This is a genomic window from Escherichia sp. MOD1-EC5950 (assembly GCF_002965345.1).
Taxonomy (GTDB): Bacteria; Pseudomonadota; Gammaproteobacteria; order Enterobacterales; family Enterobacteriaceae; genus Escherichia; species Escherichia marmotae.
Genome location: NZ_PTSR01000001.1, coordinates 279,959 through 301,806, shown reverse-complemented (window position 1 = coordinate 301,806; position 21,848 = coordinate 279,959). Strand labels below are relative to the sequence as shown.

At 51.9% G+C, this 21,848-nt stretch carries 21 protein-coding genes; 8 read left to right on the top strand and 13 right to left on the bottom strand.

Going from position 1 to position 21,848, the window contains the following annotated elements; translation table 11 throughout:
- Positions 1–10: 10 nt before the first annotated feature.
- The 10 genes from recC to BEA93_RS26040 form a co-directional block, all read right to left on the bottom strand.
- Entirely contained in the window at positions 11–3,379 is a 3,369-nt protein-coding gene (gene recC, locus BEA93_RS01515; RefSeq protein WP_016249146.1) for an exodeoxyribonuclease V subunit gamma, read from the bottom strand.
- A gap of 12 nt (positions 3,380–3,391) precedes the next feature.
- The gene (locus BEA93_RS01510; RefSeq protein ID WP_001276464.1) at positions 3,392–3,715 is read right to left on the bottom strand and encodes a prepilin-type N-terminal cleavage/methylation domain-containing protein; all 324 of its coding nucleotides are present in this window, start codon (positions 3,713–3,715) and stop codon (positions 3,392–3,394) included.
- Complete coding sequence (locus BEA93_RS01505) at positions 3,700–4,107, bottom strand: DUF2509 family protein (protein WP_016249147.1); 408 nt, start codon at positions 4,105–4,107, stop codon at positions 3,700–3,702. The genes BEA93_RS01510 and BEA93_RS01505 overlap by 16 nt, the downstream gene beginning before the upstream one ends.
- Complete coding sequence (locus tag BEA93_RS01500; protein ID WP_000111600.1) at positions 4,104–4,667, bottom strand: prepilin peptidase-dependent protein; 564 nt, start codon at positions 4,665–4,667, stop codon at positions 4,104–4,106. The genes BEA93_RS01505 and BEA93_RS01500 overlap by 4 nt, the downstream gene beginning before the upstream one ends.
- Positions 4,658–5,128 carry a prepilin peptidase-dependent protein gene (locus BEA93_RS01495; protein ID WP_000857060.1) on the bottom strand — a complete coding sequence of 157 codons (471 nt, stop codon included), beginning with the start codon at positions 5,126–5,128 and terminating at the stop codon, positions 4,658–4,660. Before BEA93_RS01495 ends, BEA93_RS01500 begins: the two co-directional genes overlap by 10 nt.
- 185 nt (positions 5,129–5,313) lie before the next feature.
- On the bottom strand, positions 5,314–6,108 hold the full coding sequence (gene thyA / locus BEA93_RS01490) for a thymidylate synthase (protein ID WP_000816232.1): 795 nt from the start codon (positions 6,106–6,108) through the stop codon (positions 5,314–5,316).
- Between the two features lie 6 nt (positions 6,109–6,114).
- A complete protein-coding gene (gene lgt, locus BEA93_RS01485) occupies positions 6,115–6,990 on the bottom strand; it encodes a prolipoprotein diacylglyceryl transferase (protein ID WP_000204650.1) in 876 nt (291 codons plus the stop codon).
- Positions 6,991–7,140: 150 nt separating this feature from the next.
- Positions 7,141–9,387 carry a phosphoenolpyruvate--protein phosphotransferase gene (gene ptsP, locus BEA93_RS01480; protein ID WP_105224345.1) on the bottom strand — a complete coding sequence of 749 codons (2,247 nt, stop codon included), beginning with the start codon at positions 9,385–9,387 and terminating at the stop codon, positions 7,141–7,143.
- Positions 9,388–9,399: 12 nt separating this feature from the next.
- Entirely contained in the window at positions 9,400–9,930 is a 531-nt protein-coding gene (gene rppH, locus BEA93_RS01475) for an RNA pyrophosphohydrolase (RefSeq protein ID WP_000564487.1), read from the bottom strand.
- Between the two features lie 352 nt (positions 9,931–10,282).
- On the bottom strand, positions 10,283–10,429 hold the full coding sequence (locus tag BEA93_RS26040; RefSeq protein WP_001516990.1) for a hypothetical protein: 147 nt from the start codon (positions 10,427–10,429) through the stop codon (positions 10,283–10,285).
- Positions 10,430–10,614: 185 nt separating this feature from the next.
- On the opposite strand from BEA93_RS26040, the gene mutH reads away from it, so the two are divergent.
- The 6 genes from mutH (at position 10,615) to BEA93_RS25505 (ending at position 14,537) form a co-directional block, all read left to right on the top strand.
- A complete protein-coding gene (mutH, locus tag BEA93_RS01470) occupies positions 10,615–11,304 on the top strand; it encodes a DNA mismatch repair endonuclease MutH (protein WP_000082178.1) in 690 nt (229 codons plus the stop codon).
- A gap of 69 nt (positions 11,305–11,373) precedes the next feature.
- Positions 11,374–12,087 carry a TerC family protein gene (locus BEA93_RS01465; protein ID WP_000895631.1) on the top strand — a complete coding sequence of 238 codons (714 nt, stop codon included), beginning with the start codon at positions 11,374–11,376 and terminating at the stop codon, positions 12,085–12,087.
- 137 nt (positions 12,088–12,224) lie between these two features.
- Positions 12,225–12,443, top strand: coding sequence for a lipoprotein YgdR (gene ygdR / locus BEA93_RS01460; protein ID WP_000758660.1), 219 nt, complete (start codon positions 12,225–12,227; stop codon positions 12,441–12,443).
- A 107-nt stretch (positions 12,444–12,550) separates the two neighbouring features.
- The gene (locus BEA93_RS01455; protein ID WP_105224346.1) at positions 12,551–13,591 is read left to right on the top strand and encodes an NADP(H)-dependent aldo-keto reductase; all 1,041 of its coding nucleotides are present in this window, start codon (positions 12,551–12,553) and stop codon (positions 13,589–13,591) included.
- Positions 13,592–13,720: 129 nt separating this feature from the next.
- A complete protein-coding gene (locus BEA93_RS25510; protein WP_228929093.1) occupies positions 13,721–14,203 on the top strand; it encodes a DUF4140 domain-containing protein in 483 nt (160 codons plus the stop codon).
- Positions 14,163–14,537 carry a DUF4139 domain-containing protein gene (locus tag BEA93_RS25505; RefSeq protein WP_001516993.1) on the top strand — a complete coding sequence of 125 codons (375 nt, stop codon included), beginning with the start codon at positions 14,163–14,165 and terminating at the stop codon, positions 14,535–14,537. Before BEA93_RS25510 ends, BEA93_RS25505 begins: the two co-directional genes overlap by 41 nt.
- 38 nt (positions 14,538–14,575) lie before the next feature.
- Here the strand turns inward: BEA93_RS25505 and lplT are convergent, their stop codons facing one another.
- Both lplT and aas read right to left on the bottom strand, forming a co-directional pair.
- Entirely contained in the window at positions 14,576–15,769 is a 1,194-nt protein-coding gene (lplT, locus tag BEA93_RS01445; RefSeq protein WP_000004668.1) for a lysophospholipid transporter LplT, read from the bottom strand.
- Positions 15,762–17,921, bottom strand: a complete 2,160-nt coding sequence (gene aas, locus BEA93_RS01440) for a bifunctional acyl-ACP--phospholipid O-acyltransferase/long-chain-fatty-acid--ACP ligase (protein ID WP_001516995.1) — start codon at positions 17,919–17,921, stop codon at positions 15,762–15,764. Before aas ends, lplT begins: the two co-directional genes overlap by 8 nt.
- Positions 17,922–18,508: 587 nt before the next feature.
- On the opposite strand from aas, the gene galR reads away from it, so the two are divergent.
- Positions 18,509–19,540: an HTH-type transcriptional regulator GalR gene (gene galR, locus BEA93_RS01430; RefSeq protein ID WP_016249151.1), complete on the top strand. Its 1,032-nt coding sequence runs from the start codon at positions 18,509–18,511 to the stop codon at positions 19,538–19,540.
- A gap of 6 nt (positions 19,541–19,546) precedes the next feature.
- Here the strand turns inward: galR and lysA are convergent, their stop codons facing one another.
- Positions 19,547–20,809, bottom strand: coding sequence for a diaminopimelate decarboxylase (gene lysA, locus BEA93_RS01425; protein ID WP_105224347.1), 1,263 nt, complete (start codon positions 20,807–20,809; stop codon positions 19,547–19,549).
- Positions 20,810–20,930: 121 nt separating this feature from the next.
- Between lysA and lysR the strand changes: the two genes are divergently transcribed.
- Positions 20,931–21,848: a DNA-binding transcriptional regulator LysR gene (lysR, locus tag BEA93_RS01420; RefSeq protein ID WP_001516998.1), complete on the top strand. Its 918-nt coding sequence runs from the start codon at positions 20,931–20,933 to the stop codon at positions 21,846–21,848.

Sequence of the window (21,848 nt, the reverse complement as noted above, 5' to 3'; positions counted from 1 at the left end):
TATACAACACTCATGACTGATTAAAACGAAACAGCGGTAACAGGAAACGTTGCGACTGCTCAACGATGGCTTCCATTGTCTCTGGCGTTAATTGCCGCCAGAGCCTCTGATACCAGATATCGTCACCTTCTCCACGCACCATCATGTTGCCTTCGTAAGCCTGAAGGAATTTCGTACGGGCTTTTTGCACAGTGGACTCGTCATCCAGCATGACATCGTGTTCAGCGTCATAACAGGTTTTTAGCCACGCGCCGCCACTTTCAGGTAACACCAGTAACGGCGCGGACATTCCTTCACGATACCCTTCAATCAGTTGTGAGAGGTAATGTAAAGCCTGTTCGGCTGCAAGCGGCGGAAAACGCCACTCACCGTCTTTACGCAGGAAAAGGCGACTCTCACCGTTACCACCGCTGGCACAGTAGACAAGGTGTTCCAGCCAAAGTTGCATTCCCTGTGCCACACTGAGCAAAGAGGGACGCCAGCGCAACAGACCATCCGGCTGGACCTGCGGCAACCAGCCCGTAATTTGCACGCCATTGCAGGTGAGATCGATTTCTAAACTCTGCCCCGGTTGCCGACAGGCAATGACTCTGTCGGCAAGTTGCTGCATCTCCTGGCACTGCGTTTCCCAGAAAATTTCACCAAATGCGCCATACGGCAAATCACCTGCCGCCCGGAACCGGCGGAACAAACGTTCGGCATCATCCTGCTCGACCAATGCATTTAATAGCTGCTGGTTGATCTGATAACGGCTAAGTCCCTCCAGAATAAATGGCTCGGTGTCGGGGATTTCGCTGTCTTCGGTGCGGAAGTTCACCTGCAAGCGCATCTGGAAAAATGCTCGCACCGGATGTGACCAGAATCGTTGTAGCGTCTCCAGCGGCACAGTTTCCGGCAAGGTAAACGGCAGTGGCTGAACAAATTCAGAGTGCGCCTTGCCTGCCTGGCTGGCTGCCGGTAGCCACTCGCGCGCATAGCTTTGTCGCTCACCGGGTTGGTAGTTTTGCGGATCAAACGGCATCCGGGTATGGAGGCAAGTAAGATGCGCTTTCACCCTCGCCTCACTTTCATCGCAGTTAAGCGCTTCATCGCCCGGCAGATAATGGCTTTGCCCGATGTAGTCGATCAGTTCCTGCACCAAAACCGACGGGAAACGTTCGCTGTTATCCTGAATGGAGCGCCCAATATAGCTGATATAGAGTTTTTGCTGCGCGGAAATTAACGCCTCCAGGAACAGATAGCGGTCGTCATCGCGACGACTGCGGTCGCCACGCTTTGGTTTCTGGCTCATTAAATCAAAACCCAGCGGCGCGAGCTGGCGCGGGTAAACACCATCGTTCATTCCCAGCAGGCAAACTACTTTGAACGGGATGGAACGCATTGGCATCAGGGTACAAATATTGACCGGACCGGCAAGAAAACGCTGGCTGATACGTTCTTGATCCAGACGTTGTGCCAGTTCATCACGTAACAGTGACAGCGGCACCACGTCGCCATACTGCGCTCCCAGCCCTTCTGCGATGATAGCCAGCCACTGTTGCTCAATAAGCGTCATCGCCGCTTCGGTTTCCGCATCCGGCAGGAAGAAAGCATTGAGCATGTCGCGGCATACCGGCAGCCACTCTTCCAGCGGTCGCTCCTGTGCCAACCCGCGACGCCAGATGTTGAGCTGCATCAGCAGTGACGCCAGATGCCCCACCAGCTCTGCAATTAAGCCGCTCGACTCATCATAAGGAAGAACAGATTGCCATTCTCCCTGAGCACTCTCCATCGCGTAGCCCAGCAACATACGCGTCAGGCCAAATTGCCAGGTGTGTTGCCCGGTGGCGGGAAGTTCCAGCTCGCGAACGTTGTCGTCATCAATCCCCCAGCGAATGCCGGATTCATTGACCCACTGGCGTAAATAACGCAGCCCTTCTTCGGTGATATCAAACCGCGCCGCCAGCACCGGTACGTCCAGCAGCGCCAAAACGTCCTCCGATACAAAGCGGCTGTCAGGCAACGATAACAGGCTGATAAATGCTTCCAGTACCGGATGCGACTGTCGCGCCCGACGGTCGGAAATGGCGTAAGGCAGATAACGATCCGCCGGAGCACTACCAAACACCGCCTGAATAAACGGACTGTAGCTATCGATGTCAGCCACCATCACGATGATATCGCGCGGAGTGAGTGTCGGATCTTCTTCCAGCATCGCCAGCAATCGATCGTGCAAGACTTCAACTTCGCGCTGCGGGCTATGGCAAACATGGAAGGTGACGCTGTTATCCTGCGGATCGAGCTGCCGTTTGTTATCGCTGCGGGAAAACTCTTCAAGGTTCACGCCTGCGACGGCGCGGTTTTCCAGTTCCAGAATGTCGGACTGAATGTTATGCAGCAGGCTGTCTGGAGTAACATCGACAAAGGCATCCAGTTCCTGACTGCTCTGGAGATCAGCAAGCAGATAGATGTAGTCTCGCCCCAGCTTGCCCCATGAGGCCAGCAGAGGGTTGCCAATATCCTGTTCGCCGTCGCTGTTAAACAACTGCCCGGCATTTTCGCTATCGCGAAATAGCGGCAATTCGCGATCTTCAAAGCTGTGCCGACGCTGGCGGGTTAGCAGTTTCGCCAGATACGCAGGATCTTTAATATCGCCCCAGTAATAACGGCAAGGGTTGGTAAACAGAAGATGGATTTCAATATGTTTACCCAGCGCCTGTAACGCCTGTAGATAAACTGGCGGTAATGCGGAAATACCGCAGATAAATACGCGCGAAGGTAGCCCTGGCGGGCAGGTCGTTGCAGACTCCAGCGTTTCGATAAAGCGTTGATAGAGATTGGCACGGTGCCAACGAGGTTGCCCCAGCTCGTCAGTATATTCTACCAGCGCCTTCCACAATGGAGCTTGCCAGGCCTGCGCTTCTCCCAGCCCTTCAACCAGATGTCCCGCTTCCCACTGAGCCAGCCAGTCCGGGCGATAGACCAGATACTGGTCAAACAGGTCCGCCGCTTTTGAGGAAAGCTGAAACAGTTTCCGCTTGTCACTATCGTCAGTCAGGTAATGGCGCAACAGGGTAAAATCTTCGCAATCCAACAGTTGCGGCAGCAGAGTCATCAGTTTCCAGCTCATGCTCTGCTTGTTAAAGGCACTCTCTTTGGGGATCTCCGGCAATACGCGGACGAACATATCCCAGATAAAACTCGCAGGGAGCGGGAAATCAATGTTTGCCGCAATACCGAACTTCTGCGACAGGGTCATTTGCAGCCACTGTGCCATACCGGTACTTTGCACCAGAATCATCTCTGGCTCGAAAGGATCGTCCAGCCGCTCGCGTTCGACGATAAACTCCATCAACGCTTCCAGCACGTCCAGACGATTGGAATGGTAGACCCTTAACATAGCGGCTCCTGACTACTGACGATTCGGGCAATGCAGGCGGGTCATCTCGCCTTCTCTGCCCCCGGGTGAAACTAACGTAACGCTGATGCTGACACATCCCGCCTGCGATGTCTGCATTCGGTTGACCTGCCAGTTGGCAGGTGGCGAAATCGCGCGCAGTTGCGTTTGCTGCCAGCCATGCCGCCAGAGCTGTTGGTACTGGCCTCTGCTGGTAAGACTGTTCATTAATGTTCGCTGGAAACCGGATAACGCAGTGACAATCATCACCATCAGCACCATCGCCAGCATCACTTCCGGTAGACTAAAGCCTTGTTGATTCTTCAGGGAAGCTGACATAACGCCACCTCTTTCTGCGGACAAAAATCACTCCAGCCGTGTGGCGAAAAAGCAATATTTCCATCGTTCACTTCGCCTGTTCGCCATAATGAAACGCCTTCATAACTGGCAATCAGCAAGATTTCACTATCAGCCAGTAAACGCAGACAAACTCGGGCACCGGTTGCAGCGAACTGTGAGCACTGAACTACGGGTTGCGTCTGCCAGGTGTGCATTTTTCCCCATTCCAGCGCCGACTGTACAATTGCCTGACGACGCAATGACTGGCTTTCCATAGTCACCCGAGAAGCAAAACTGCGCTCCTGTTGGCTCATTCCTTGTAGCAGCAAACTGCCCAATACCAGCAACATCAGGACCAGTGCCAGCGATGAAACGCCCCGTTCACGGTTCACAGGTTGAATCCTGTTACGCTATAGCTGGCATCCACCACGGTTTGTGGTTCAGCCTTACTGGCACCGCGCATACTAACCGTTAATACCGGCGAGAATCCGCTGACATCCTGACGCAGGACCTGAAAAGTGTCGATAATGACGGCGTCCGGGTTGGTGACTTTATCCCAGCCTTTACCTTCACAGGATGCGGCACCACGTAACGTTTCCAGCACATGCTCTTTCAAACGAAATCCAATCTGGTCGGACTCTTTTACCGGCTCACGATCCCAGATACCGTTACTGTTCGCGTCCCACTGCACAATGATGCAGTCACCCTGCCCGACAATTTCCAGCCCTTCACCAGTGCAGTTACCATGACAATAACCAGCCCTTTGAAGATGCTTCGCGACGGTGTAGACCCGCAGCCAGATCTCATCTTCCAGTGCCAGCTTGCGCGTTGTAATCAAGCTTTCCCGCTGTAATGCTGGCAGAAACCGCGCAGCCCCCAGCAGCAATACGCTACTGATAGCCATAGCAATCAGCACTTCCAGCAGCGAAAATCCTTGTTCTTTTACAGACATCCTTGTGTTTCTCCTTGCTGACAAAGCCGGAGTCTTCCCCACGGTGAAATCACCAGCCACCACTCGCCCGCTGAGTTTTTGAAGTGAATATGCCCGGCCCATGCGGTATTGCGCAGGCCAAAGAACGTAAGCGAAGGGGTCAGGTCACTCATTTCGACTTCGGGCCAGCGTGGCACAAAGACCAACGGTGAATGGCCATGACAGGTATTCGTCCCTGCGGCGGCACTTACAAGACACCATGACGTTCCCTCCCTGATGACGCTGATACTGTGGTCGCGGTTATGCCAGTTGGCATCCTCACGTAAATAGAGCAAATAATCCCGCGCCTGGCTGGCGGTTTGCCATAGCCGTTGCGACTGCTGCCAGTATTGCCAGCCATAGAGTCCAGTTGCGCTTAACATGACTAAAATCAGCATCGCAACCAGTGTTTCAATCAGCGTATAACCACGTTGTGTTTTCATGTCGGCAGTATGCGACGAGGAGAAAAAAAGGCGAGGCCCTGTTTCTATTTTCTCGGCGCGTCTTCCGCACTATTTACGTTGTTGCAGGGCGTTGCAAAATTTCGGGAAGGCGTCTCGAAGAATTTAACAGAGGGTAAAAAAAACCGACGCACACTGGCGTCGGCTCTGGCAGGATGTTTCGTAAATCAGATAGCAACCGGAGCCTTAATGCCCGGATGCGGATCGTAGCCTTCAATCTCAAAATCTTCGAAACGGTAGTCGAAGATGGATTCTGGTTTACGTTTGATAATCAGCTTCGGCAGCGGACGCGGCTCGCGGCTTAATTGTAGATGGGTTTGATCCATATGGTTGCTGTACAGGTGCGTGTCGCCACCGGTCCAGACAAAATCACCCACTTCCAGATCGCACTGCTGCGCCATCATATGCACCAGTAGTGCGTAGCTGGCGATGTTAAACGGCAGGCCGAGGAAGACGTCACAGGAGCGTTGATAAAGCTGGCAAGAAAGCTTGCCGTCTGCCACATAAAACTGGAAGAACGCATGGCACGGAGCCAGCGCCATTTTATCCAGTTCGCCCACGTTCCACGCCGAAACAATAATGCGGCGGGAGTCCGGGTCGTTTTTCAATTGATTCAATACCGTGGTGATTTGATCAATATGACGACCATCTGGCGTTGGCCATGCGCGCCACTGTTTGCCATACACCGGGCCGAGATCGCCATTTTCATCGGCCCATTCGTCCCAGATAGTGACATTGTTTTCATGCAGATAAGCAATGTTGGTATCGCCCTGCAGGAACCATAGCAGCTCATGGATGATGGAACGCAGGTGGCAACGCTTGGTTGTCACCAGTGGGAATCCATCCTGCAGGTTAAAACGCATCTGATGACCAAAAATGGAAAGCGTTCCGGTTCCGGTACGGTCGTTTTTCTGTGTGCCTTCGTCGAGCACTTTTTGCATCAGTTCTAAATACTGTTTCATGGTTCCTCAGGAAACGTGTTGCTGTGGGCTGCGACGATATGCCCAGACCATCATGATCACACCCGCGACAATCATCGGGATGGAAAGAATTTGCCCCATGCTGATGTACTGCACCCAGGCACCGGTAAACTGCGCGTCGGGCTGGCGGAAAAACTCAACAATGATGCGAAACGCGCCATAGCCAATCAGGAACAAGCCTGAGACAGCCCCCATTGGGCGCGGTTTACGAATGTAGAGGTTAAGGATGATAAACAGCACCACACCTTCCAGCAGCAGTTCGTACAACTGTGACGGGTGGCGCGGCAGCACACCGTAAGTGTCGAAAATGGATTGCCACTGTGGGTTGTTTTGCAGCAGCAGAATGTCTTCGGTACGGGAGCCAGGGAACAGCATGGCAAACGGGAAGTTCGGGTCAACGCGGCCCCACAGTTCACCGTTAATAAAGTTGCCCAGACGCCCGGCACCAAGACCAAACGGAATGAGCGGTGCAATAAAATCAGAGACCTGGAAGAAGGAGCGTTTGGTACGGCGGGCGAAGATAATCATCACCACGATAACGCCAATCAGGCCGCCGTGGAAGGACATGCCACCGTCCCAGACGCGGAACAGATACAGCGGATCGGCCATAAACTGCGGGAAGTTGTAGAACAGAACATAACCAATACGTCCGCCCAGGAAGACACCGAGGAAGCCCGCATAGAGTAAGTTTTCAACTTCATTTTTGGTCCAGCCACTGCCCGGACGATTCGCCCGACGCCCCGCCAGCCACATTGCAAAAATGAACCCCACCAGATACATCAGGCCGTACCAGTGAAGCGCAACGGGTCCTATTGAGAAAATGACCGGATCAAATTCCGGAAAATGCAGATAGCTACTGGTCATCTGTCACCACAAGTTCTTGTTATTTCGCTGAAAGAGAACAGCGATTGAAATGCACGCCGCAGGTTTCAGGCGCTCCAAAGGTGCGAATAATAGCACAAGGGGACCTGGCTGGTTGCCGGATACCGTTAAAAGATATGTATAGGAACCGTGCTATAATCCTCCGCGAATCAGCCCACCCATGCCGCGACGCTCCATAAATGCCGCAACCTGATGACGAACTTCAGTCGCCAGTTGCGCTTCCAGACTGCGCTGAGCAAGATTTTCTGCTTCGGCAAAATCAATGCGCCGCAGCAAGTATTTTACGCGCGCGACAGAGCGTCCGTTCATAGATAGATGGCGATACCCAAGCCCAATGAGGATCGCCACACACATGGGATCGCCCGCCATTTCACCGCACAAACGTAAGTCGATCCCCTGCGCTTCCGCTTCCCGGACGATCATCGCCAGGGCTCGAAGCATTGCAGGATGAAGACTGTCATAAATGTTTGCCACCCGCGTGTTGTTGCGATCGACAGCCAGAATGTACTGGGTCAGATCATTGGTGCCTACCGAGATAAAATCGACCCGGTTTGCCAGATGCGGCAACATAAATACCATCGATGGCACTTCCAGCATGATACCGATACGCGGTTTAGGAATTGCGTAACCAATCATTTCTTCGACTTCACGTCCGGCACGCTCGATCAGGCGGCGTGCTTCGTCAACTTCATCGAGACTTGTGACCATCGGCAACAGGATGTTCAGGTTGCCCGTGGCGGCGTTAGCACGCAACATCGCCCGTACCTGAATCAAAAAGATCTCCGGCTGATCGAGCGTAATGCGGATCCCACGCCAACCAAGACATGGATTCTCTTCGCTGATAGGCATGTAAGGCAGTTGCTTATCAGCACCGACATCCAGCGTGCGCAGCGTGACGGGCTTATCATTAAACATTTGCAACATGCCCTGATACTGCGCCACCTGTTCTTCTTCCGACGGGAAGCCGCTTTGCAGCATAAAGGGAATTTCAGTGCGATAGAGTCCGATGCCATCAATGCGGCTGCCTAATTTTTCTTCATGTTCCGGACTTAACCCCGCATTGAGCATAACTTTTATGCGCTCGCCGCTTTTTAGCTGCGCGGGTAAATTGACATCATCTTCTGCCAGACGGCTAAGCTCAATCTCTTCGCTAATCAGCCGCTGATATTCATGTAGCAGCACCGGCTCCGGGTCGACCAGCAATTCCCCACGATAACCGTCAACGATCAACGTCCGACGATGCAGCACCGAAGGCTGAATGTCCGCGCCCATCACGGTAGGGATCCCCAGTGCACGCACCATGATCGCGGCGTGGGAGTTGGCAGCACCATCGCGCACGACAACGCCGACTAAGCGATCCTGAGGCAGTTCCGCAAGGGTAGTCGCTGACAGTTCATCTGCCACCAGAATGAAACGTTCCGGCCAGGCGTTCGCCCCCTGATTGGCATCATCAAGATGAAACAGTAATCGCTGACCCAGCGCGCGTAGATCGCCCGCTCGTTCTTTGAGATAGCTATCGCTTAGTGTGGCGAACTGTTCGGCAAATTTTTCAATGACCGTTTTCACCGCCCACTCTGCGACCGAACCTTTATCCACTTCAGCAAACAGTTCGCGACGCAGACGCGTATCGGAAAGCAAGTGTGAGTAAAGATCGAAAATAGCCGCCGTTTCTTTTTGCGCCCCGGCGGCAAAGCGTTTGCTGTAACGGCGAAACTCATTGGCCGCCTCTTCCAGCGCCCCGGTCAGTCGCTCACGTTCCAGCGCCGGATCCAGCGTTGAAGCCTGATACACCTGTTCCATTAAGGGTAACGTTGCATCCTGCCAACCTTCGGCAATCGCTACACCGGGCGCGGCCGGTAATGCGCGGATTCTCGTCTGGCGATATTGCCCGAACAACGCAGTCAACTGCGACTGGGATAGAATGGCGGCCATCTGGGTGGCGAGCGTCACCAGGAAGGATTCTTCGCTTTCGTTGTACTGCCGCAGTTCGCGTTGCTGCACCACCAGTACACCAAGCAACTGGCGACGTTGAATAATCGGCACGCCTAAAAACGCACGGAAACGCTCTTCTTTTACGGAGGGGATATATTTGAAGCTGGGGTGTTTTTGCGCATCCGCAAGGTTTATCGGTTCCGCCAGCCTGCCAACCAGACCGACGATCCCTTCATCAAACGCAAGCGTTACAGTGCGACCACGTGGTTTTTTTAATCCCCGGGTCGCCATCAGGTAGTAACAACGTCGGTCGTGATCGGCCAGGTAGACCGAACAGACCTCAGTATCCATCGCAAGACAGATGTCGGTAACCAGAATATTTAACGCCTCGTTCAGGCGTGGTGCGCTGGCTACCTTTTCGACTATTTCGCGCAGGCGAGTGAGCATAATTGGCGTGACTTAACCTCTTTTACGTCGATAAGCTGATGCGTTTTGTGGTTTAGGCGTATTTTCCTGAAGCGCCATCACAACACTCGCGAACTCTTTCATTACCCTACGGTAGACATCACGTTTAAATGACACCACCTGTCTGACCGGATACCAGTAACTTACCCATCGCCAGCCGTCAAACTCTGGTGTACTGCTGGTTTGCATATTGATTTCCGCATCGCCGCTCACCAACTGCAAGAGAAACCATTTTTGTTTTTGGCCGATACAAACCGGCTTCGTGTCCCAACGCACCAAACGTTTCGGTAATTTGTAGCGCAACCAGTTACGTGTTGAAGCAAGGATTCGAACGTCTTTACGGCTTAATCCTACTTCTTCAAACAATTCACGGTACATCGCCTGTTCTGCGGATTCTCCGGGATTAATTCCGCCTTGCGGAAACTGCCAGGAGTGCTGACCAAATCGCCGGGCCCACATTACTTGCCCCTGACGATTACAAATCACGATACCTACGTTTGGGCGGTAGCCATCGTCATCAATCACCGGACTACCTCAAAATAAAGCTTTATATACGAATGATTGTTTCATACTCCAGGAAGACGGTAAACCACTCTCTGCAGGGCATTACACACTAATAACAATTGAATAACTCACAGTTAAGTGCAGAGTTATAAACAGAGGAAGGGGCGGATAACCGTTTTTATTCACCTTTTCTGTGGATAGAGTTGTGAAGAAGTACGGAATTACCACGGGAAAACCCAGAACACTCTGAATCAGCCGGATAAACGCGCTTTAAAATATTTTTTATTAATCAGTATATTATATACGTAAAGAGTGATGATACAGAGATATTTGTGACCATGGTCACACCACTCATTTACGCGTTGGCGAAAGATCAACCAACGTCGTATTTATCCACAGAATGTGCCACTAAGTTAAGCACCGTACCACTAAAAATTAGAGTTTCGTCGCACGTCAAGGCTGTAAATGGAAACAGTAGTGAGGGTTTTTCACAGTTATCCCAGCTTTCTGTGGATAACATGGTGTAAGATCCTGTTTATTTTCAGTGACCAGAATTGGAAAACCCACCTGGACGTTGCGCAACACAGTAGCCTGTAGATTAAAAAACAAGATAAATCATAGAATTGAACAACGCATGTGGAAAAAGTTACACTCTGAGTATTCGGCACAGAATAGCTGCTTGTTTTTTAACCAAGGTGTTAAGCCATGTCCCAACCTCGCCCATTGCTCTCTCCCCCCGAAACTGAAGCGCAGTTACTGGCACAAGCACAGCAACTTTCTGGTTACACACTAGGTGAACTAGCGGCGCTTGCCGGGTTGGTTACACCGGAGAATTTAAAACGCGATAAGGGTTGGATCGGTGTGTTACTGGAGATCTGGCTCGGAGCCAGCGCTGGCAGTAAACCTGAACAAGATTTTGCTGCTTTAGGCGTGGAACTCAAAACGATTCCTGTGGATAGTCTGGGACGTCCGCTGGAAACGACATTTGTTTGTGTTGCACCGTTAACCGGCAATAGCGGCGTGACCTGGGAAACCAGCCACGTGCGCCACAAACTCAAACGGGTGCTGTGGATACCGGTTGAAGGCGAGCGCAGCATCCCGCTGGCGCTACGTCGCGTAGGGTCACCGTTGTTGTGGAGCCCGAATGAAGAGGAAGACCAGCAGTTGCGCGAGGACTGGGAAGAATTGATGGATATGATTGTCCTCGGTCAGGTTGAGCGAATCACCGCTCGTCATGGGGAATATTTACAAATACGGCCGAAAGCAGCGAATGCGAAAGCTCTGACCGAAGCCATTGGCACCCGGGGCGAACGGATTCTGACGCTGCCACGCGGTTTTTATTTGAAGAAGAATTTCACCAGTGCGCTACTGGCGCGTCATTTTTTGATCCAGTAGCCATCGCTTTGACCTGCCGCATTCCGGGCATATAATTACCGCTTCATTTTTTTTGGCAGGGCTTTTTAGATGTTATTTGCATGGATAACCGATCCTAACGCCTGGCTTGCGCTCGGTACGCTGACGCTGCTGGAGATCGTTCTTGGGATCGATAATATTATTTTCCTTTCTCTGGTGGTCGCAAAGTTGCCCACCGCACAGCGTGGTCATGCGCGGCGTCTGGGGCTGGCTGGAGCCATGGTTATGCGTCTGGCGCTGCTGGCATCAATTGCCTGGGTTACTCGCCTGACGAATCCGCTTTTTACAATCTTCAGTCAGGAAATTTCCGCTCGTGATTTGATTCTGCTGCTGGGCGGTCTGTTCCTTATCTGGAAAGCCAGTAAGGAGATCCACGAGTCTATCGAAGGCGAAGAAGAAGGGCTGAAAACACGCGTTTCTTCATTCCTCGGTGCTATCGTGCAGATTATGCTGCTGGATATTATTTTCAGCCTCGACTCGGTCATTACCGCCGTGGGTCTGTCGGATCATCTGTTTATTATGATGGCGGCCGTAGTGATTGCCGTAGGCGTGATGATGTTCGCCGCACGTTCAATTGGTGATTTTGTTGAACGCCATCCATCAGTGAAAATGTTGGCGCTCTCTTTCCTGATTCTGGTGGGCTTTACCCTGATTCTGGAAAGTTTCGATATCCACGTACCGAAAGGTTACATCTACTTCGCAATGTTCTTCTCCATTGCAGTAGAAAGCCTCAACCTGATTCGCAATAAAAAGAATCCACTCTGATGTTCCGTTCGCTCTTCTGCGGGAGAGCGAATGCCTTCCCTTTATCCTCACAGTTTAAGACTTTCCTGCTTTCAAGATGTATAACGTCAGATTATAAACAGACTATTATCATTGATGGGCTTAATGAGGATAACCGGATGAAAAAATGGGCAGTATTAATCTCTGCAGTCGGACTGGCATTTGCTGTTTCCGGTTGTAGCAGTGATTATGTGATGGCAACTAAAGATGGTCGAATGATCCTGACGGATGGAAAACCGGAAATTGACGATGATACCGGGCTTGTGAGTTATCACGATCAGCAAGGTAACGCTATGCAAATTAACCGTGATGATGTCTCGCAAATTATTGAACGTTAAAAAATAAGGTCAGCATCCGGCTGGCCTTAAGATTTTTCGCTTTCCCTTTTCCCTTCCCTCTGCCATTTTTATATTCCTTATGTCGTGATTATAAAAAGGAAACGGCTATGCAATATCACCGTATACCCCACAGCTCGCTGGAAGTCAGCACGCTGGGGCTTGGCACGATGACGTTTGGTGAACAGAACAGCGAAGCCGACGCCCACGCACAACTCGACTATGCCGTCGCTCAGGGCATTAATCTTATTGACGTTGCCGAAATGTACCCCGTACCGCCGCGCCCCGAAACTCAGGGTTTAACCGAAACCTATGTCGGTAACTGGTTGGCAAAACATGGCAACCGCGAAAAGTTAATTATCGCCTCCAAAGTGAGCGGACCGTCGCGCAATAATGACAAGGGCATTCGCCCGGATCAGGCGCTGGACAGAAAAAATATCCGCGAAGCCCTGCATGACAGCCTCAAACGTTTGCAGACGGATTATCTCGATCTTTATCAGGTGCACTGGCCACAGCGCCCGACTAACTGCTTCGGCAAGCTCGGTTATAGCTGGACGGATTCTGCCCCTGCGATTTCTCTGCTCGACACGCTGGATGCACTGGCGGAGTACCAACGCGCGGGAAAAATTCGTTATATCGGCGTGTCGAATGAAACCGCATTTGGCGTAATGCGTTATCTGCATCTGGCAGACAAACACGATCTGCCGCGCATCGTCACTATTCAGAACCCCTATAGTCTGTTAAACCGCAGCTTTGAAGTGGGTCTGGCGGAAGTCAGTCAGTATGAAGGCGTCGAGTTACTGACCTATTCGTGTCTGGGTTTCGGCACGCTGACCGGGAAATATCTCAATGGTGCAAAACCGGCTGGCGCACGCAATACACTCTTTAGTCGCTTCACCCGCTACAGCAGCGAGCAGACGCAAAAAGCCGTCGCGGCGTATGTTGATATCGCCAGACGTCATGGTCTCGATCCTGCGCAGATGGCGCTGGCCTTTGTACGCCGTCAACCGTTTGTTGCCAGCACTCTGCTGGGCGCAACGACGATGGAACAGTTAAAAACCAACGTCGAAAGTTTGCATCTGGAGTTAAGCGAAGACGTATTGGCTGAAATTGAAGCGGTACATCAGGTTTATACTTATCCGGCACCGTGATCCTTTCGCCTGGTGTTATGCGCCAGGCGTCTCTTTTCTCCACTTTTCAGAATATATTCACTACTTTTCGCCGCATCTTTCCTGACAAAGCGCAATAGACTCTTTTGGTCAACGCCAGAGCGCGTTTCAATGTCTGTGCCCATTGTTAAGGATAACCATGTTGATTTTCAAACCTCTTCCCCTCGCCATGTTACTTACTGGGTGTATGTCCTCCGCCTGGAGGGCGCAGTTAACCCAGCGCTAACACTTAAAGACGTCACTGTTTATCTGCATGGTGCCAGCCTGCAAGGTGAAGAGACACTCAACTTACCGGCAGGTGAAAGCGAAATCATCTTCACCCATATTGCCAATTCGGTAACTGACGACAGCATCGCCATCTCTATCGATAACGGAGTGACGGTGCTTTCCTCACGTATCGAGCTACAGGAAACACAACCGAATGCGTTGCCGTCAGAGATTCAGCAACAGTTAAAAGCAGCAAAGGTGGAACAGGCAAAACTAACCGCCGAGAAAAACAATATTGCGGCTCAAATTAAGGTATTAGAGGCAAATAGCACATTAACCAATAAAAGTGCCGCCGGAAGATGGCAAGTCGCTGGATATTCAGCTTAACCGCGATCCTAAGTTGATTATTCAGCGTAAAGCCGCTCTCAAAAAAGAGAATGCGTTATCTATCTTTAACGACAGCGCAATACGTAACTTCAGTTACACCCTTAATGTGAAGAACAGCTACGGCGAAGCGGTGGATATCACTCTGCTCGACCAGATCCCAGTCAGTACTAATAGTGATATTACGGTAGAAAAAATGCAGTACGGGCAGGCGCAGTTTGATGCGAAAACGGGTGAACTGACCTGGACGCTGAAACTGTCGGGCAAAGAGAACGTGAGTCTGCCATTCTCTTACAGCGTGAAGTATCCGAAAGGTATGCCCCCTTCGGGAATGTGACCTTCACCAGATGGCTGAATGTGCCATCTGGCAAAAGATTAATGACGGCGTTGCCAGATCCACAGCGCCGTTATTGCCAGCGCAAACAGCGCACCAAAACCAATGCCAATGGGCACAACCGGAATTCCCACCATTACCGCCAGTGAATAAATCCCCAGCATCAGCAACATAGCACTGTTTTCGCCCAGGTTCTGTACCGCAATGGCATTCCCCGCCCCGACGCTTTTTTTGCCTCGCTCCTGTAATAACGCATTGAGCGGTACAACAAAAAAACCACCCAACATGCCAATCAACATCAGCAAGGCATAGGCAGGCAGCAGATCGTGTTGTAGGGAGAAAATCAGCACCACCACGCCAATCAAAATTCCAGCAGGCATACAGCGTGAAACGGTTTCCAGCGTAACCAGCTTCGCTGCCGCGCCTGCGCCAACCACGATACCGATCGCCACCATCGCGTTGAGGTAGGTTGGTGTGGCGTTATCAGTAATGCCCAGCGCCACCGGCACCCACAGCACTAAAAGGAAACGCAGCGTGACGCCGGCTCCCCAGAACAAACTAGTGCCTACCAGCGAGAATCGCGTTTCGCCATTGCACCACAGTGAAGTGCAGGCCAGTAGGAAACTACGGGTCATGTTGATGAGATTCCACGACTGTCCCGGACGCGCCGCCGCCAGCTTCGGAATGTACAGATTTGCCGCGACCGCGCCAGCATAAGCCAGAGCACAAGCAGCCAGAGCAGCAAGAACATGCCAGTCAGCCAGCACACCACCAGCTACGGAACCGAGCAAAATTGCCGCAATGGTGGAAGCTTCCATTAAACCGTTAGCTTTCACTAACTTGCTGCCGGTGGTTAATTCACCAAGAATGCCGTATTTTGCTGGTGAATAGGCTGCCGCACCAACGCCCACCAGCGTATAACCGAGAAAGGGGTTGAGGCCAAAGCAGATACTGGCAGCACCCAGCAGCTTAAGACCGTTGGCAAACATCATCACCCGACCTTTGGCAAAACTATCGGCAACCTGACCGACAAACGGTGCAAAAAGAATGTAAGCACCTACAAACACCATTTGCAGGATGGGCTGGCTCCACTCCGGATAGAACTGCGCTTTCAGTAACGCCAGAGTGGCAAACAGCAGCGCGTTATCGCCAAACGCAGAGAGAAACTGCGCGACGATAACCGCTTTCATCCCTTTCGACCATAGCGAAGTGTTAGTTTGCACTGACTCACTCATCGTGTTTTTCCGCTTCGTCTACCCAGCTTTTCAACGTGACAAAGTCAGGTTTGCCGCTGCCCAGTAATGGCATCTGCTTCAGATAGCGAATGTCGCGCGGTACGGCAAGTTCCGGCACACCGTGCTCGCGGGCATATTGTTGCAGCTTATCGCGAGTCAATTCATTGTCTGTGGTAAAGAGCACCAACGCCTCGCCTTTGCTGGCATCACTCTTAATGGCGGTGGCATGCATCTTGTCTGGTGAAACACCAATAGCCAGTTGCTCAACCATTTCCAGCGACACCATCTCCCCGGCAATTTTGGCAAAGCGTTTCGCTCGCCCCTGAATCTGCACAAATCCCTGCTCGTCGAAACGCACAATATCGCCAGTGTCATACCAGCCTCGCTCCATCTCGCCGTGGATATTCTCGGCCGCAGGTACTTCCAGCACGCCCGGCTTCTCCACTCGCAGGTAGCCGTTCATAATGTTCGGCCCCTTCAGTTGCAGGCGACCGCCGTCTTCGATACCCGGAACCGCCAGCAGTCGCGCATCCATACCAGGCAAAATACGCCCTACCGTACCGGGTTTCGCCGCCATCGGTACGTTGATGGACACCACCGGAGCACATTCCGTCACGCCGTAACCTTCAAGAATGCGCAGGCCAAATTTATCCTGCCAAAGCTGTTTGGTGCTTTCTTGCAGTTTTTCTGCGCCTGCCACCACATAGCGTAGACGATAGAAATCATACGGGTTGGCAAAGCGCGCGTAGTGACCGAGGAAGGTCGAGGTGCCGAAAAGCACGGTGCAACTGCGGTCGTACACCAGTTCCGGCACAATTCGATAGTGCAACGGGCTTGGATAAAGGAACACTTCCGCCCCAGTCAGCAGTGGCGTAAACAGGCCAACAGTCAGACCAAAAGAGTGGAACAGTGGCAATGCCGACATAAAGCGATCATTGGTGGTGAAGTCGGCAATAGTTTTAATCTGCTCGACATTCGCCAGAATGCTTTTATGGCTATGAACCACGCCTTTCGGATGGCCTTCTGAACCGGAGGTGAACAGGATCAGCGCCTCTTCTTCCGGCTGCTGTTTTACCTGTGCCAGGCGCGGCATCAGCAAATGCGCGAAGATCCACACTTTGTCGGCGGTAGTGACATCCGCTTTTAAATCTTCCAGATAGACCCAGCGTACCTGGGTAAGCTGTTCCGGCAAATGCCAGAGTTTGCCTTTATCGAGAAACTGACGGGAAGTGAAAATGGTTTTGATTTCAGCCGCGGTAATGGCGCTGGTCAGCCCTTTTACCCCGGCGGTGTAGTTCATCATTGCCGGGATACGGCGACGGGCGATAGCACCGAAAATTACTGCTGCGCTAATACCTGCGTTAGGCAGCATTAAGCCGATTCTTTCCCCTTCAGCAGTGTATTTTTCGAGTATACGCCCAACAAACAGTGTCTTAGTGAGTAATTTGCGATAGGTATCCGGGGTGAAGTTGACGTCTTCAACACACTTTTTTCCGGCCCCGAAACGGTACATCGCGCTCAGCAGCGATTCGTACAGCGTTTCACGTGGACGCACGGCCATACGCGCTTCCATCATAATTTGATGCAGCATTTCGCCTGCAATTTTGCGACGATCACGCGCGCGCGGCGCATCTGGCATCTGCACTTGTGTTGGCGGCAAAATATGCAGATGAATTGTCGGGAACAGGCGGCGTTTAACCAGCCCTTTCAGGCGGCTGAAGTGCGTAAGCTCCGCCCCTTCAATACGCAGCGGAACAACCGTCGCGCCTGACTTCGCCGCGACAAACCCCGCACCATCGTAGATTTTCATCAACGAACCGGTTGTCGTGATTCGCCCTTCAGGGAAAATCACCACCGGGCGGCCCTGTTCCACCAGACGCACCAGATGTTTAATCGCCATGGGTTGCGTCGGATCGAGGGGAACGAAGTCGATAAATGATTTCAGCCAACGCATATACCACTGCTGGCTAATGGAAGTATAAACGGCAAAAACAGGGCGAACGGGTAAAAACAGCGCCAGCAATATGCCATCAATAAATGAGACGTGATTGGGCGTGATAAGAACGCGCTCGCCCTTCAGTGCCTGGGTATCGCCTGTCACGCGAACGCGGTACAGAACACGGCACAAATTACGAAAAAAGCTAAAAAGCATTCCAACTCCCTTTGCTCATTCTTCAGTAATAATGAATGGTGCGAGATTACACCAGAAGGAGAACTCGAGCGACAGTAAAATAGGTATGAAAAAAAACCTGCGCATCCGCGCAGGTTGGTGCAAGAGACAGGGTACGAAGAGCGTACCGAATAATCTCACCAATCAATACCTCTGGGATCTTGATTGTGGTCTGCGCAAAGCATGTTCGCCAGCGAGAAAACGCAAAGGAATGAAGGGAAATGCAACGAGGTGTGTAAATTATCGGTTACTGTTACAGATTGATGTCAGGCGAAAAAAAACCTGCGCATCTGCGCAGGCTGGTGTAATTCATGTGCTCAACCCGAAGTTGACTTCACCTATCAATACCTCTGGGATCACCACTTTAGCAACCTGAAGCCAAACGCCACCAGCGGTCAATCGCAACAGCGTTTCGCAAAGTGTAACCAAAGGTTTGTAATCTCTTTTTTTGTCTTACTTATTCGCGTTTCGCTCACATTCCCCGCGCAGAAAACACCACACCCCTTGAACCAACGGGCGTTTTCCGTAACACTGACAGAATGTAAGCGTTTACCCACAAAGGTATTTTCATGGCGACCATAAAGGATGTAGCCCGACTGGCAGGCGTTTCAGTCGCCACAGTTTCCCGCGTCATTAATAACTCTCCAAAAGCCAGTGAAGCTTCTCGTCTGGCTGTGCATAGCGCGATGGAATCTCTTAGCTATCACCCAAACGCCAACGCCCGGGCGCTGGCACAACAGACAACTGAAACCGTTGGCCTGATCGTTGGCGATGTTTCCGATCCCTTTTTCGGCGCAATGGTGAAAGCGGTCGAACAGGTGGCTTATCACACCGGTAATTTCTTATTGATTGGTAATGGTTACCACAACGAGCAAAAAGAGCGTCAGGCCATTGAGCAGTTGATCCGTCATCGCTGCGCCGCACTGGTTGTCCATGCCAAAATGATCCCGGATGCCGATTTAGCCGCATTGATGAAACAAATGCCAGGCATGGTGCTGATCAACCGGATACTCCCTGGTTTTGAGAACCGTTGTATCGCTCTGGACGATCGTTACGGTGCCTGGCTGGCGACACGTCATTTAATTCAGCAAGGTCATACCCGTATTGGTTACCTTTGCTCTAACCACTCTATTTCTGACGCCGAAGATCGCCTCCAGGGGTATTACGATGCCCTTACTGAAAGCGGTATTCCAGTTAATGACCGGTTAGTAACTTTTGGTGAACCGGATGAAAGTGGCGGCGAACAGGCAATGACTGAACTGCTGGGAAGAGGCCGGAATTTCACCGCGGTGGCCTGTTATAACGACTCAATGGCGGCGGGCGCGATGGGCGTACTCAATGACAATGGGATCGATGTACCGGGCGAGATTTCGTTGATTGGTTTTGATGATGTGCTGGTATCACGCTATGTGCGCCCACGGCTGACCACCGTACGTTACCCCATTGTGACGATGGCAACCCAGGCTGCCGAACTGGCATTAGCGCTGGCGGATAATCGCCCCCTCCCCGAAATCACCAATGTCTTTAGTCCTACGCTGGTACGCCGCCATTCAGTTTCAACGCCGTCGCTGGAGGCAACGCATAACACCGCCAGCGACTAGCGGTGATTAAAGCAACTCTAGCGCCAGTAATTCTTCAATGGTCTGGCGGCGGCGAATCAACCGCGCCTGACCATTATCAAACAGAACTTCTGGCAACAGTGGGCGGCTATTGTAGTTTGATGACATTGACGCGCCATATGCCCCCGTATCATGCAGCACCAGATAATCACCCGCCTTCACTTCCGGCAAAGCGCGGGTTTCGACATTTCCCCCCTCCTGCTGGGTAAAAACATCGCCCGATTCACATAACGGCCCGGCGACAACGGTTCCCACCGTTGGTGCCTGTTCAAGAGAACGACCATCAGCCGCCAGGGCGCTAATATGGTGGTAACTGCCGTACATTGCCGGACGCATCAGGTCGTTAAATCCGGCATCAACCAGCACAAAGCGGCGACTGCCCATTTGTTTGACGCTCCGCACCTGAGTAATCAACACGCCAGACTGCGCCACCAGGAAGCGACCCGGTTCAATTTCCAGTTTCACGTGATGCCCCAAATGGCAAGCGATCTGCTCACGCGCGGCATTCCACAGACCATAATAATGTTCAGTATCAACCGACTCCTCTCCCTGCTGATAAGGAACAGAAAGCCCACCACCTGCAGAAATAGCCTGTAAATCCTGACCAAATTCGATGACCTGACGCACCATCGCCCCACACACCTGCTCCAGATGCGCGTAATCAACACCGGAACCAATGTGCATGTGAATGCCGACCAGTTGCAGATGATGACGTTGTATCACTTCCAGTGCGGCGGGAAGATCGGCATACCAGATGCCGTGCTTACTGTTTTCGCCACCGGTATTGGTTTTTTGGCTATGACCGTGACCAAACCCCGGGTTAACGCGCAGCCATACCCGATGCCCTGGCGAAACCTTCCCCAGTTGGTCGAGCATATCGACAGAGCCAGCATTCACTGGAATTTGCAATTCACTGACGCGCTCAAGCGTTGCCTGATCGATAACATCCGCGGTAAAGACGATGTCATCGGGATGCGTTTGCGGATTGTATCCCGCCGCCAGCGCACGCTCGATTTCACCCAACGAGACGGAATCTACTTTCACGCCCTGCTCACGCATTAAGCGCAAAATATGAATATTGGAACAAGCTTTCTGTGCGAAGCGCACCACATCAAACTGTTTCAACGCCGCAATCTGCCGACGAATAATTTGTGCATCGTAGACCCACACCGGGCAGCCAAATTCTGCGGGCAAGCGCAGCAGATTTTCGGCGCTGAGATCAGTATCAGTGCTGAACAGTGAATGTGGCATAACAAACTCCGAATAAGTGCTTTTTTATGATTACGCCACATCATAAAAAGAATAAAAAATATCGATTTATGCCGAGTCTATGCAAAAATGATATGGATTACCGGATTGCGAGAGAAAGTCGATGGCCGCCGTTAACTTACGTCATATTGAAATTTTTCATGCGGTTATGACCGCCGGAAGCCTGACTGAAGCCGCACAACTGCTGCACACCTCACAGCCAACTGTCAGCCGCGAACTGGCACGTTTTGAAAAGGTGATTGGGCTGAAACTGTTTGAGCGCATACGCGGAAGATTACATCCTACCGTGCAAGGACTGCGGCTATTTGAAGAGGTGCAGCGCTCCTGGTACGGGCTGGATCGCATCGTCAGCGCCGCTGAAAGTCTGCGCGAGTTTCGCCAGGGAGAACTTTCAATTGCCTGCCTGCCGGTCTTTTCGCAGTCTTTTTTGCCCCCGCTGCTACAACCTTTTCTGGCCCGTTATCCTGAAGTCAGTTTAAATATCGTGCCGCAGGAATCGCCGCTACTTGAAGAGTGGCTTTCGGCCCAGCGCCATGATTTAGGACTCACCGAAACGCTGCATACGCCTGCGGGTACGGAACGTACCGAATTACTGTCTTTAGATGAAGTCTGTGTTTTACCGCGGGCACATCCGCTGGCGACAAAAGAGGTATTAACGCCGGAAGATTTTCAGGGTGAGAATTACATCAGCCTTTCCCGTACTGACAGCTATCGCCAGTTGCTGGATCAACTGTTTAATGAACATCAGGTTAAACGCCGCATGATTGTGGAGACCCATAGTGCCGCGTCAGTCTGCGCGATGGTACGGGCGGGAGCGGGCGTTTCGATAGTTAACCCACTCACTGCTCTGGATTATGCAGCAAGCGGATTAGTCGTGCGGCGATTCAGTATTGCTGTTCCCTTCACCGTTAGCCTGATTCGCCCCCTGCACCGCCCGTCTTCAGCACTGGTACAGGCATTTACAGAGCATTTACAAGTCGGTTTACCGAAACTGGTTGCCTCGCTTGACGCTATTTTGTAG